Source organism: Pelistega indica (assembly GCF_000506865.1).
Taxonomy (GTDB): Bacteria; Pseudomonadota; Gammaproteobacteria; order Burkholderiales; family Burkholderiaceae_B; genus Taylorella; species Taylorella indica.
This window is the reverse complement of the sequence record NZ_AYSV01000120.1, coordinates 1-13,136: the sequence shown is the minus strand read 5'-3', so window position 1 is coordinate 13,136 and position 13,136 is coordinate 1. Positions and strand designations below refer to the sequence as shown.

Sequence of the window (13,136 nt, the reverse complement as noted above, 5' to 3'; positions counted from 1 at the left end):
AGCTGCCCAACAAAAGGCATGAGAAGAAAAACRAGCTTAGCCGATGAGCAAGCGGCCAAACAAAAGGCGGAAGAAGAAAAAACGCTTAGCCGATGAGCAAGTGGCGAAACAAAAAGCGGAAGAAGAAAAACGTTTAGCGGATGAGCAAGCAGCCAAACAAAAGGCTGAGGAAAGAAAAACGTTTAGCGGATGAGCAAGCGGCCAAACAAAAGGCTGAAGAAGAAAAACGTTTGGCGGATGAGCAAGCAGCCAAACAAAAGGCGGAAGAAGAAAAACGTTTAGCGGATGAGCAAGCGGCTAAACAAAAGGCTGAAGAAGAAAAACGCTTAGCCGATGAAGAAGCAGCAAAACAAAAGGCGGAAGAGAAACTTGAGGCTCAAATAAAAGCAGACAAAATCAAAGCAGAAGAAGTTAAAAAGCGTCTTGCAAGAGAACAAGCGGAGCAAGAAAAGGCGGAGCAAGAAAAGGCGGAGCAAGAGGCCTTACGAGCGAATAATGCAAAAACATCCGTAGACAAGTTAACTAGTTCTGCTGCTTTGGTTGCTGATAAAGAGATGAAACAAAAAAATCTTGAGAGTCAGAAACAAGAGTTGACTAATAACAAAGAGCGGACATTAACTGAACAAAAACATAAAAAGTCTCAAGCTATAGCGGCCAAAGAAGGCACTGTAGTCTTTAAGATTCATCCATGGGGCAATATTTCTGTGAATGGTAAAACACGTGGAGCAAGCCCACCGTTAAATAGTATTACGTTGAAAGAGGGTAACTATAGTATTGTGATTAACAATGGTAATGATTTGCCTGTTAGATATAACATTACCGTGAAGGCTGGAGAGACTACGACAGTGATTCATAAATTTTAAAATAGTTAAAAATTGTAAAGAGAAACATTTCTGTAATAACAGTTTTGTATATTGTTAACGTTTTTAATAACTTGTAGGAAAGCGATATATACAAGTTGAAAAAGTGCTTTAAATATGATGACATTTGAAGAATTATTTGCTCAATTTAGTAATACCGATTGTGGCTCTAATCTTGAGTATGACGCAGATTTTTTAAGCTTAAACCAATTGGCGCAGCTAAGACCAGAGCAACAATTTGGAAATACAATTATTGAGGCTCAAGCCCCTGATTGGTCGAAGGTTGAAAACTTGGCGATTAGTTTATGCGCGAGAACTTGTGATTTACGCATTCTTGCAATTTTGACATGGGCATGGACAGCGCAAAGAGGCATAATTGGATATGCACAAGGGCTAACAATTGTTAGGCATGCACTCAATGAATTTTGGGATGCTGTTTATCCACTAGTCGTAGAGGATGATGGGTATGAAGACCCTATGCCAAGAATGAATACCATTCTGGCATTAGTGGATTTGCAAAGTATTGTGCCGAGTTTAAAGCAGTCGTTAATTTTGACAGAATCATACGAAAAATTAACGTTAAGAGATGCCGAACAAATTATTGAAGGAAATAGAGCGGATGATTTTCCTGGGGGTAAAGTTCGTTTGGGGCAAATGCTTTATCAAGGAAAGCAATCTAGTGATCCTTTGGTTTTAGCTATTGAAGAGGTTAACTCTGCTCTTGAGACAGATTAAAGAGTTGGTTGCTGAGAAATTAGGTTTTGAATGGGCTCCTGATTTCAAAGGGGTGAGTGAGTTATTCAAGTCCTTGGTTGGTTTGTTGGAGAATGTAGAGTCAAGTGAGGATGAGGAGTCTACTGATAATCAGGTAGAGAGTGGTAATACGGTTGATGTTGTTACTGATGCAGAGTCTGCTCCTGCTACTGAGAGTATAAAAGTGACTTCTTGGCGTGAGGTGCAAATTAAGACCAGAGCGGATGCTATGTTAGCTTTAGAGAAGGCGAGTGCATATTTTGAGGTTTTTGAGCCTAGTCATCCAGCTCCGTTTTTAATTAAAAGGGTTCAGCAGACTATTCCTTTGAATTTCTATGAAATGCTAAAAAATCTAACGCCAAATAGCCATGAGCAATTTGATATGTGGCTTCCAAAGGAAGAAGATTAAGGGTTATATAGAACAGTCATAAATTAAAACTACGGAGAAAAAATGTCAAATCTAAGTCGCAAGAAAAAAACTAGTGGGCAAAAATTTATTGCTAGAAATCGTGCGCCACGTGTTCAGATTGAATACGATGTGGAGATTTATGGTGCTGAGCGTACTGTTCAATTACCATTTGTAATGGCTGTGATGGCAGATTTAACAGGTAAGTCATTGCAAGAGCAAGCTGATGTCGGTGAAAGAAAATTCTTAGATATCGATGTAGATAACTTTGATGAAAGAATGAAAGCCGTACAGCCTCGCGTGGCATTTCAAGTTCCCAATACACTCTCTGGTGAAGGTGTATTAAGCATTGATATGACATTTGAAAGTATGGATGATTTTAATCCAGCACATATTGCTAAAAAAGTAGAGCCTTTAGCTAAATTATTAGAGGCAAGAACTGAGTTAGCTAACTTATTGACGTATATGGATGGTAAGACAGGCGCAGAAAATTTAATTAACCAGCTATTAGAAAATCCAGCCCTGTTAAAAACACTAGCTGCTACACCTAAACCGACTGAAGAAGTAAAAGATGTGCAGCAAGATACTGAAGAATAAGGATAATGTGTTATGACTAAAATGAATGCTCAACAAGAGTTAAGTAGTAACAAACTTGAAGCCGATGGTTTATCGTCTTTATTGAAAAAAGAGTTTAAACCTAAAACAGATCAGGCTCGTGAAGCAGTTGAGAGTGCAGTAAAAACATTGGCAGCGCAAGCATTAGAAAACGCAGTGACAATGAGCTCTGATTCTTATACGACTATTCAAAATATTATTGCGGAAATTGATCGTAAATTATCGGATCAAATTAATCAAATTCTACATCATGCTGATTTTCAACAATTAGAAGGTGCTTGGAGAGGTTTGCACTATCTAGTAAATAACACAGAAACGGATGAGCAACTAAAAATACGTTTTATGTGCATCAGTAAAAAAGAACTAGGTCGTACCTTAAAACGCCATAAAGGGGTTGCTTGGGATCAAAGCCCCATCTTTAAACGTATTTATGAAGAAGAGTATGGTCAATTTGGTGGAGAGCCAATTGGTTGTATTGTGGGTGATTATCATTTTGATCATAGTCCTCCAGATGTGGAATTATTAGGTGAAATGGCTCGTATTGGTGCGGCAGCACATTGTCCATTTATCTCTGGTGCATCACCATCTGTAATGCAAATGGATAGTTGGCAAGAGCTTTCTAATCCACGTGATTTAACAAAAATCTTTAGTAATACGGAATATGCGGCATGGAGAAGCTTGAGAGAATCTGATGATTCTCGTTACTTAGGCTTGACAATGCCAAGATTCTTAGCACGCTTACCGTATGGTGCTCATACAAACCCTGTAGATGAGTTTGATTTTGAAGAGGATACGGATAGTGCATCACATGACCACTATACATGGGCAAATTCTGCTTATGCAATGGCAACCAATATTAATCGCTCATTCAAAGAGTATGGCTGGTGCACCTCTATTCGTGGGGTTGAGTCTGGTGGAGCAGTAGATAACTTACCTTGCCACACCTTCCCAACTGATGACGGTGGTGTGGACATGAAGTGTCCAACGGAAATTGCGATTAGTGATAGACGTGAGGCTGAGTTAGCTAAAAATGGTTTTATGCCATTGGTTCATCGTAAAAACTCTGATTTTGCTGCCTTTATTGGTGCTCAATCTTTACAAAAACCCGCAGAATTTGATGATCCAGATGCAACGGCTAATGCTCGCTTAGCGGCTCGATTACCTTATTTATTTGCTTGCTGTCGTTTTGCCCATTACTTGAAATGTATTGTGCGAGATAAAGTAGGCTCATTTAGTGAACGTGATGATATGGAACGTTGGCTAAATAATTGGATTATGAACTATGTTGATGGGGACCCAATTAACTCATCGCAAGAAACAAAAGCACGCAAACCTTTAGCGGCAGCTGAGGTTCAAGTAACAGAGATTGAAGATAATCCTGGTTACTATGCGGCAAAATTCTTCTTGCGTCCTCATTATCAGTTGGAAGGATTAACCGTTTCCTTACGGTTAGTATCAAAATTACCTTCTCTTAAACAAAATGAAGGGTAATTTATTATTTTCGTACTTGTAAAAGTGTATTAATTTAACTTTTTTTTGGGGAAAAATTATGGCAGTTGATATGTACATGAAAATCGAAGGTGCTAATGGCGAATCTAAAGATTCTAACCATAAAGACTGGACTGATATTGAATCTTTTGCTTGGGGTGCTACACAACCTGGCTCTATGGCTACTGGTGGTGGCGGTGGTACTGGTAAAGCCAGTTTCAACGATTTACACATTGTTGCTCGTATTGATCGTGCTGCTCCAGCAGTAATGAAACATTGTGCAACTGGTAAACACCTAAGCAAAATCGAAGTATCAGTTTGCAAAGCTGGTGGCGAACAAATCGAATACTCTCGTATCACTTTAGAAGATGTATTAGTAACATCTGTTCAATACACTGGTGATAAAGATGGTGATGCAATGATGGTTAGCTATGCATTCCAAGCTGCGAAAATCAAACAACAGTACTGGGAGCAATCTGATAAAGGTGGCAAAGGTGCTGAATCTGTTGTTGCTTATGACATTAAGCAAAACAAAGCAGTTGCTTAATTGAGTCTAAAGCTCTAAGTAGCTAGTTTGAAATGGAGCTAACCTAATCTAAAGCATATTAGTTAGGTTAGCTTTTCTCTTTTTTGAGGGTATTTTAATGATCAATGTACAAATATTTAAGACAAAATCTATTCAAGAAGTACTTGATGAGGTAAAAGATAAAGTTCGCAAAAAACCTCAAGATGCCGATTTGCGTGCGTATTTATTTCAGCTATTTTCATTACAGGGAAATTGGGCTAAGGCGGTAGAACAAATTAAATTAAGTGCTGAAATGAATACTCAAGCTCAACCACTTGCGTTGGTATATGTTGGCGCTCTTAATGCAGAGAGTCAACGTGAGCAAGTGTTGCAGGGTAAGGAAAGACCAGCCATTTTTGGTGAGGCAGAAGAGTGGATGGCATTGCTTATGGCGGCATTAGAAGAACAAGACAAAGAAAAGGCTGCTATGCTACGCCAACAGGCGTTAGAGATGGCTCCAGAAGTTGCAGGCAGTTTAACCTTGTTTTCAGATGAAAATAAAACATTTGAATGGATATGTGATGGGGATAGCCGTTTAGGTCCGATTTGTGAGTTTATCAATAATGGTCGTTATGGTTGGATTCCTTTTACATTGATCGAGAAAATTCGTTTTATTCAGGCTCAGGGTTTAAGTGATTTAGTCTGGGCACAAGTAGAGTTATTTTTATTAGACGGTCGAACCTTAGTAGGACTTATACCTGTTCGTTACGTACCGTTAGTGTCTTATACCGAACAAGACGATCAAGCTAATCTAAGTCATAGAACAGAGTGGGTACTTTTATCGGAAGATCATTATCAGGGTATTGGGCAGAAAATGCTGATTACTGATGAAGGTGATGTTGCCTTATTAGATATAAAAGAAATGGTGTTTAATCATCCAAGTGATGCTTAAGCATTGATAGGTTTATGTATACAAGAAATAAAGCATTTAGGCAAATATCCAAGGGCGGGCAGGCTAATGAGGACAAGTTATTGCCAGTGTTATTGGATCGTTTAACGGATAACGCCCCTGAAAAAAAGACAGAAGCCCTTGATAGCAACATAATGAATGCCGATCAACTTAAAAGAGCTGTGTTGAGAGATTTAGCGTGGCTGTTAAATACAGTGAACTTAGAATCTATTAAAGAGTTAGATGGCTTGGAATATGTGAAACAGTCCAGTATTAATTTTGGGATAACCCCTATGGCTGGTCAACGTATGTCTGAGATTGATCCTCACGAAATTGAGGAGAAAGTATTACAAGCTATTTTGAATTTTGAGCCTCGATTGTTACCTGATGATTTAGAAGTGACATGTGTTCAGGAAACCCATGACTTGGAACATTACAATGTGCTGTTTTTGATTATTAAAGGCATGCTTTGGTGTAACCCATATCCAGTAGAGTTTTATGTAAAAACAGAAATTGATTTAGAGTCTGGTCATATTGAGATGAAAGAGGATGGTAACTAAGCATGCAGGACGACTTTTTAGACTATTACAATAAAGAATTAGCCTATATGCATGAGATGGGTAAAGAGTTTGCAAATCAATACCCAAAAATTGCTGGACGTTTGGGAATGCAAGGCTTGGAAGTGGCTGATCCTTATGTCGAAAGACTGATGGAGGGGTTTAGTTTCCTGACAGCTCGTATCCATATGAAAATGGATGCTGAGTTTCCCCAATTTACACAGAATTTATTGGAAGTGTTGTATCCTGGGTTTACAGCGCCTACCCCTTCTATGGGCGTGGTTCGGTTTGAGCCAAATAATAAAACCAAAGGGGCAAGTGATGGTGCTTGTATTGAAAAAAATACACTGTTACGTGCACGTATTCAAAATACAGAATGTCGATTTGTGACGGGTAATGCTATTAACATTCATCCTATTACTATTACCTCCGCACAATATGTAAATACACTGGGTGACTTACCTGTTAATACGATAAAGACATTAACTAATAATAAAACGGTACGTGGTGTACTAAAAGTGCAATTTAAAATAGTGGGTGGCGCAACACTTAAAGATTTAGAAAACCTAGATAGTATTCAGTTTTTTCTAAATGGTGAAAGTGTTTATACCCATAAGCTGTTAGAAATGATTCTTGCCCATAGTGCTGGGGTGATTTGTCGTCAGACAGATTCAGTGTCACCATGGTTTGATTATCTAGATTCACAACATATTACGCATGATGGGTTCAGTCTTGATGAAGCTTTATTACCTGCTGATGCAAGGGTATTCCATGGTTATAGGATTCTGCAAGAGTATTTTGCTTGTCCTGCTAAATTTATGTTTTTTAGTCTTCACGGATTAAAGGATGTTTTTAAAAAGCATGCCGATGCACTAGAGAGCAAAACCTTTGAATTAATTTTTTTATTAGATAAGATTTGTCATGAATTAGAGGGAAATATTACTGAGGAAAATTTGCAATTGCATTGTGTACCAGTCATTAATTTGTTTCCTATCAATGCCAATCGAATTACAGTAGATTCACATTTACATGAGTATCATGTAGTGATTGACCGAACGAAACCACTAGATTATGAGGTGTATCGCTTACTTTCTGTGAAAGGAGCGATGTTGGATAAGAATACTAGCCAAGAGTTTACGCCTATGTTTGACTCTTTAGGTGTTGAAGATAAAAATGCGGCTGCTTATTATTCTATTCGCCGTGAGCCTCGAAAAATATCTGATATAGCGAGTCGTGATGGGGGAAGATCTAGTTATTTAGGTAGTGAAGTATTTATCGCTCTTGTGGATAAAAATGCTCCTCCATTTAGTCAAGATATTGTGAGTTTAGAGATTAAAGCTATGTGCACAAATCGTGACGTGCCTTTAATTTTTAATACGGGTGCTAAAGTAGATTTCCGCTATAACAATTCTATTCCTATTACGGATATTGCTTTTATCAAATTACCAACACGTCCTCGAGCTGCTTTAGCTAAAGGAGATACGGCATGGCGCTTGATTAGTCATTTGAGTCTAAACTATTTAAGTTTATTAGATAGTAGTCCGGATGAGGGTGCTCAGGCTATTAGAGATATTCTCAGTATTTATGCTGAATTAGGTGATCCATTATTAGCAAAACAAATTCAGAGTATTAAACATATAGCGATATCCCCAACATATCAACGTATGCCTATTCCTGGGCCTATCGTGTTTGGTCGAGGTGTAAAAATTAGTGTAGAAGTCGATGAAAATGAATTTGCTGGTATTAGTCCATACCTTTTTGGGGCGGTGCTTAATCAGTTCTTTGCTAGGCATGTCTCTATCAATATGATGACGGAATTACAGCTCAATAGCTTACAGTCTGGCATGATTGCTTGTTGGAAACCTCAACGTGGAGGTCGTCCTTCAGTCTAGGGTGATTTGTATCTTAAAGATACAAATTAACGTCTACTTGTCATAAAGATTGCGTGCACTCTTGTTACTATTGAGCGTTGTTAAAGCGTAAGAGTTTGTTTTGGATAGAGTATTAATGGTTGTATGAGTAATAAATTTATTGAATACTATCATCAGGAATTGGTTTACATGCACGAGATGGCTAGGGAGTTTGCTGAGAATTACCCTAAAGTTGCCAATCGTTTGTCCATGGGCTTTTCTGATAATAGTGATCCATATGTTGAGCGACTACTCCAAGGGCTAAGCTTTCTGACAGCACCCATTCACATGAAGATGGATGCTGAGTTTCCGCAGTTTACTCATCATTATTTAGAAAAGTTATGTCCTGAATATATAGCCGTTGCGCCTTCAATGGGTTTAGTACAATTTCAGATTAATAATAAAAAGGGTAATCTTAACGAAGGTGTAGATATTCCTAGAGGGCTTAGCTTGCGTGCTCGACTTCCGCACGATGAAGAAGTGCTCTTTACGACCAGTCAAGCGGTTAAATTATGGCCACTCGAAGTAACATCAGCAAAGACGGTTTCTGATAACCTGAATGTAATATTTGCTAAATATCCTGTATTAAAAAATAAAAAAATTAAACAAGCTATCACGGTTCAGCTAAATTTAACGGGAAGCGTTAGATTGAATGAGTTATCTAAATTAGAAAATTTGGATGTTTATATCAATGGTGACACGGATTTAGCAAGTCTTATTTTAGAAGCGATTTTGGGGCATACCGTATCTATACTTTATCAGGATGCTGAAGGTCCTAGTTGCTGGAGTAATTTACTTGGTAAAGACTATATTGAGCAAGGTGGTATAAGTAAGGATGTATCTCTATTTCCCTTGTCGGATACGATGCACATTGGGCATCGTCTTGCATACGAATATTTTTTATTACCTGAAAAATTCAGATTTATTCAATTAAAAGGATTGCGGAAAGCACTCAAAATCCCTAAAGAACGACAAGAAAAATCGGGATTATCAACCATTAAAATTACTTTTTTCTTAGATAAAAAATTTGTAGAGCTGGAGGGGGCATTAGATAAAAATAATTTCTTACTGTTTTGTACCCCAATCGTGAATCTCTTTCGACAAGATATTAAGAATATTTTTCTTGAACAATTAACGCCGCACTATCCATTAGTGGCAGACACCTCACGACCGAACCATATGGAAATCTTTAGTGTGACTAAAGTAGAAGGGGTTTCAGAGGATAAGTATAAAACTCGAATAGATATTCCTAACTTAGCGACTTATCGTCAAGGGAATCGGGAAGGATATACCACGCAACGTAATACTTATACGTTTGGTGTCGAAAAAAAAACAAGATTATAGTCGGACAGAATTAACTATTCATCAATTAGAGGCGTTACAGGAAAAACATCAGATTAGCCATATCAATGTTTATACCTTGTGTACTAATGGATGGCTTCCTTTGGAATTGAATAAAGAGAGAAAAATAGATTTTAAGCTGGATAAATATGTGCCTGTAGATACTATTCAGTTGCTCGGACAGATGACAAAACCTCGCCCACCATTGGCTGAATTGAGTAATGCTTGGGCATTGATTAATCATTTAAATTTACAGTATTTGGATTTTTGGCAGCAAGGTGATGAGAAAAACGCCGCAGATGCACTGAAAGATATCTTGCATATCTATACATACATTGCTGACCCGTTGTTATCCAAACAGATTTCGGCGATTACGAATGTGACTATGTATGCGACTCATGATCGCTCGCCGATTCTTGGTGAAATATTTATTGCTAGAGTTGTTGTTATTCGTATTGAGATGGATGAGTTATTTTTTGCTGGTGTAAGTCCATATTTGTTTGGTTGCGTTTTAGAACAGTTTATTGGCTCGTTTGTATCACAACAAATGGCGTACCAAGTAGAGCTGTGTAGCATCCAGAGAGGTGTTATTAATAAAGGAAGCGTCTTACAAGGCAGACGTCCAATTATATGAGGGTGGGATGAGTAGAGAAGAAAGAGAGAGTGTAAATCAGTCATTTGTAGCCGCTGAGAATGAACTAGCAAGATTATTGCATCATGGACAGTCTGAAAGAGCGCATGTATTAGTCCCCATACACACAGCAGCAAAAGTTGTGGGTATTCATAAGGAAACTCAGGCGATAGAAGTCTGTTTGGATGGTGCTGTTATCAGTATAAAAAAAGCGGCAAGTTGTTTGCTAATGCCTGCAGTGAATGATGTAGTGTTAGTTAGCGGAGCTGATATCAATCAGGCTTATGTTATTGCCGTTTTGGAACAAGCCAATACAGCCCAACAAGAAATAGCCATCGCGGGTAATGTGCTAGTGTCAGCATCTTCGCTTACGTTTAAAAGTGAGCAATTACTCAGCATGGAGTCAGCACAAATAACACTTAAGGCACAAGAAGCTCACTGCGTTGTTGAACAGACGCAGTTTGTGGGTAAGGAAATGAAAGCGACTATTGGTTTGGTGCAATTAGTAGGTAAGGTCTATGAGGCAATTGTCGATAGACTTTCACATATGAGTAAACGTGCTTTCCGTATTACAGAGCAGACGGAGCAAGTACGCGTAGGGACACTCGATTATCAGGCGGAAAATAGCGCCAGAATACATGCTAAATATACGATGGTAACAGCAAAAGATTTGGTGAAAGTGGATAGTGACCAAATCCATATGGGATAGAGATATTGTGTAGGGGTAAGCGATGACAAGACATATTGAAGTACAAACCGTTTTGGGTGCGCAGTATTTTGCATTGAAACAGTTAAGGGGCAATGAAACTGTATCTACACTATTTGATTATGATATTGAATTGATTGCGCCTCAGGAAGATGTAGATTTAGAGCGTCTATTAGGGACGACTATGACGGTAACAATAAAACAGGAAAATGCTACCCGTTATATTAATGGCATCGTTATTCGTGCTGAATATGTTTCGCCCTCTTCAGATACCGAACGTGAGCATATCTATGCGGTTAAGTTAGCTCCTTGGTTATGGTATACCTCTCAAAAAAGTAATAGTCGTATTTTTCAAGAGCAATCTGTGCCGGATATGATTAAAAAAGTTGTTGCTGAGTATCCATTCGAGTTGAAGTGGCAATTATCAGAAAGCTATCGAAGTTGGCCATATTGTGTTCAATATGATGAAACTGATTTTCAGTTTATAGCGCGACTCATGGAGCAAGAGGGTATTTTTTATTGGTTTGAACATAAAGACGGAAAACATATTCTCAATTTAGCAGACTCATCTACTGCCTATAAACCTATTGATGGAGAGTCGGTCTTACCTTATTACAGTGTAGATCAGTCGTTACCTCCACAGGGAATTATTGTACAAAATTGGCAAGAAAGTCAGCAGTTTTTCAGTAATAAACATACCATGGCTGACTACTTTTTTGAGAAATCAGCACAAGCTCTGGATGTAGATTATACGATTACACAACCAGCTAATAAGCAGTTAGAAATTTATGATCCATTAGGGGGATATTTCGAGCGTAGTGACGGTGATAAGTATGTTCAAGTAATGGCAGAAAGCTATGCGTGGCAAGGGCATGTGATTCAAGTGCAAGCAAATTATGCCATGCTTGCCACAGGCAAAACGTTTAGCTTAAAAAACCGAGAGAATACGCCTGATAAATTATGGATTATTGGGACACACATTTATTTATCTCAGTCAGCTAGATCAACACAAGCAGATGAGCGTGACTTTCATATTGAAATGACATGTCAGGCTATCCCCACAGATGTACCATATCGACATCCTAAAATTACGCCAGTGCCTAAAGCCTATGGGCCTATGACGGCCAGAGTGGTAGGAACGCGAGGAGAAGAAATCTTTACGGATAAGTATGGGCGAATCAAAGTGCAATTCCACTGGGATAGGGAAGGTCAGAGAAATGAAAATAGTTCTTGCTGGTTGCGTGTCTCTAGTCCTTGGGCAGGCGGTGGTTTTGGTGGTGTACAAATTCCGCGTATCAATGATGAAGTTATCGTTGGCTTTGTGGGTGGGTTTATCGATAGACCCATCGTAGTCGGACGGGTATATAACGCAGATAATATGCCAACATGGAATTTCCCAGATGATGCTACGCAAATGGGGACTGTTACCCGCACAAAATTTGGTGATGCATCCACCGCGAATTTTATGCGGTTGCAGGATAAGCCTAATGAAGAAATGTTAGGTTTCCAAGCCCAAAAAGATATGAATACTAAGGTTAAAAATAATGAAGACCTTGCTGTATCAGGGACACAAACCGGGGAGCATGGAGGCACTACTGACTTATCTGTTGGTGGATATGACGATAATATTTTCAAAGATAGCTCTACAGAAACTAATCAGGCTAACCAAGTTAGAACGATTAAAGGAACGTCTAGTGAAACAGTTACCGGTCCTAGAACACATACTTTGTCCGGTAATGCAAATATCCTTATGTCTAGAGGATATGTACAAAGTGTGAGTGGTGGTTTGGCTGATTATACCTATGGAGCGGGTCGAGATAGAACAGTAGAAACGGAATATACACGTACCGCTACAGGACCCTTTACACGTAAAGTGAGTGGCAGTGAAACAGTCACGATAAATAGTGCTCAGAGTACTACTGTACAAGGTGGTCCTCAGACAATTGAAACGGGTACGATGACAGTTACCACTACGGCGGGGGATGCTACTGCCGTAAGTAAGACAGATACTCAAGTAACAGCAGGATCAAGTATTAGTGTTTCCACGCCTGCAAGCATTGATGAGAATACTCAACAGGTTAAAGAAGACTATAACAATAAAATCAATTTGACCCTTATAAAATCAGCTGATATACAGAATGTGTCTACTTCTTATACCGCATCAATTAATTTATATGGGGCTAATGAAGGTATGTATCTTTCAGCAAGAGAGCTGTCAGCAATCAAAGTGGTGGCAGGTCTAAATACCTTGGATACTCAGTTGATAAAGTATGAAGCGGTAGGTGTAGCACTAAAAGGCGTTGGAAAAAGTGATAAAGCCTATGCAAGTCCTGCTGAATTTACAGCTATAACCATTAAGAATGCATAAAGAGAGGTGACATTTATGTTTGCGACAAATCAAATCTGAATGGATTT

General features: G+C 38.7%; 13 protein-coding genes. All 13 read left to right on the top strand.

Annotation, left to right across the window (positions count from 1 at the left end):
• Positions 1–140 precede the first annotated feature (140 nt).
• The 13 genes from V757_RS27700 (at position 141) to V757_RS25860 (ending at position 13,089) form a co-directional block, all read left to right on the top strand.
• Positions 141–863, top strand: coding sequence for a peptidase associated/transthyretin-like domain-containing protein (locus V757_RS27700; protein ID WP_052019431.1), 723 nt, complete (start codon positions 141–143; stop codon positions 861–863).
• 114 nt (positions 864–977) lie between these two features.
• Positions 978–1,595, top strand: a complete 618-nt coding sequence (locus V757_RS29455; protein ID WP_245587051.1) for a type VI secretion system protein TssA — start codon at positions 978–980, stop codon at positions 1,593–1,595.
• On the top strand, positions 1,582–2,022 hold the full coding sequence (locus V757_RS29450) for a type VI secretion system protein TssA (protein ID WP_245587050.1): 441 nt from the start codon (positions 1,582–1,584) through the stop codon (positions 2,020–2,022). The genes V757_RS29455 and V757_RS29450 overlap by 14 nt, the downstream gene beginning before the upstream one ends.
• Positions 2,023–2,064: 42 nt before the next feature.
• Positions 2,065–2,616: a type VI secretion system contractile sheath small subunit gene (gene tssB / locus V757_RS25905; RefSeq protein WP_023952862.1), complete on the top strand. Its 552-nt coding sequence runs from the start codon at positions 2,065–2,067 to the stop codon at positions 2,614–2,616.
• Positions 2,617–2,637: 21 nt separating this feature from the next.
• On the top strand, positions 2,638–4,125 hold the full coding sequence (gene tssC, locus V757_RS25900) for a type VI secretion system contractile sheath large subunit (RefSeq protein ID WP_173391513.1): 1,488 nt from the start codon (positions 2,638–2,640) through the stop codon (positions 4,123–4,125).
• Positions 4,126–4,183: 58 nt separating this feature from the next.
• Positions 4,184–4,669 (top strand): Hcp family type VI secretion system effector, encoded by a 486-nt coding sequence (locus V757_RS25895; protein WP_023952858.1) that lies wholly within the window; start codon positions 4,184–4,186, stop codon positions 4,667–4,669.
• 97 nt (positions 4,670–4,766) lie between these two features.
• Positions 4,767–5,579: a type VI secretion system accessory protein TagJ gene (locus tag V757_RS25890; protein ID WP_023952856.1), complete on the top strand. Its 813-nt coding sequence runs from the start codon at positions 4,767–4,769 to the stop codon at positions 5,577–5,579.
• A gap of 14 nt (positions 5,580–5,593) precedes the next feature.
• Entirely contained in the window at positions 5,594–6,136 is a 543-nt protein-coding gene (gene tssE / locus V757_RS25885; RefSeq protein ID WP_023952854.1) for a type VI secretion system baseplate subunit TssE, read from the top strand.
• Positions 6,137–6,138: 2 nt separating this feature from the next.
• Positions 6,139–8,025 (top strand): type VI secretion system baseplate subunit TssF, encoded by a 1,887-nt coding sequence (gene tssF / locus V757_RS25880; protein ID WP_023952851.1) that lies wholly within the window; start codon positions 6,139–6,141, stop codon positions 8,023–8,025.
• A 123-nt stretch (positions 8,026–8,148) separates the two neighbouring features.
• Positions 8,149–9,387 (top strand): type VI secretion system baseplate subunit TssF, encoded by a 1,239-nt coding sequence (tssF, locus tag V757_RS25875; protein WP_031274847.1) that lies wholly within the window; start codon positions 8,149–8,151, stop codon positions 9,385–9,387.
• Positions 9,362–10,018, top strand: coding sequence for a type VI secretion system baseplate subunit TssF (locus V757_RS29700; RefSeq protein ID WP_023952847.1), 657 nt, complete (start codon positions 9,362–9,364; stop codon positions 10,016–10,018). Before tssF (V757_RS25875) ends, V757_RS29700 begins: the two co-directional genes overlap by 26 nt.
• A 7-nt stretch (positions 10,019–10,025) precedes the next feature.
• Entirely contained in the window at positions 10,026–10,724 is a 699-nt protein-coding gene (locus tag V757_RS25865; protein WP_023952845.1) for a DUF3540 domain-containing protein, read from the top strand.
• 22 nt (positions 10,725–10,746) lie between these two features.
• Positions 10,747–13,089, top strand: coding sequence for a type VI secretion system Vgr family protein (locus V757_RS25860; protein WP_023952843.1), 2,343 nt, complete (start codon positions 10,747–10,749; stop codon positions 13,087–13,089).
• Positions 13,090–13,136 lie beyond the last annotated feature (47 nt).

Excerpts from the sequence above, each read along its gene's own strand:
- V757_RS27700 (WP_052019431.1), top strand. The coding sequence starts at position 141 with ATGAGCAAGCAGCCAAACAAAAGGCTGAGGAAAGAAAAACGTTTAGCG.
- V757_RS29455 (WP_245587051.1), top strand. The coding sequence starts at position 978 with ATGATGACATTTGAAGAATTATTTGCTCAATTTAGTAATACCGATTGT.
- tssB (WP_023952862.1), top strand. The coding sequence starts at position 2,065 with ATGTCAAATCTAAGTCGCAAGAAAAAAACTAGTGGGCAAAAATTTATT.
- tssC (WP_173391513.1), top strand. The coding sequence starts at position 2,638 with ATGAATGCTCAACAAGAGTTAAGTAGTAACAAACTTGAAGCCGATGGT.
- V757_RS25895 (WP_023952858.1), top strand. The coding sequence starts at position 4,184 with ATGGCAGTTGATATGTACATGAAAATCGAAGGTGCTAATGGCGAATCT.
- V757_RS25890 (WP_023952856.1), top strand. The coding sequence starts at position 4,767 with ATGATCAATGTACAAATATTTAAGACAAAATCTATTCAAGAAGTACTT.
- tssE (WP_023952854.1), top strand. The coding sequence starts at position 5,594 with ATGTATACAAGAAATAAAGCATTTAGGCAAATATCCAAGGGCGGGCAG.
- tssF (WP_023952851.1), top strand. The coding sequence starts at position 6,139 with ATGCAGGACGACTTTTTAGACTATTACAATAAAGAATTAGCCTATATG.
- tssF (WP_031274847.1), top strand. The coding sequence starts at position 8,149 with ATGAGTAATAAATTTATTGAATACTATCATCAGGAATTGGTTTACATG.
- V757_RS25865 (WP_023952845.1), top strand. The coding sequence starts at position 10,026 with ATGAGTAGAGAAGAAAGAGAGAGTGTAAATCAGTCATTTGTAGCCGCT.
- V757_RS25860 (WP_023952843.1), top strand. The coding sequence starts at position 10,747 with ATGACAAGACATATTGAAGTACAAACCGTTTTGGGTGCGCAGTATTTT.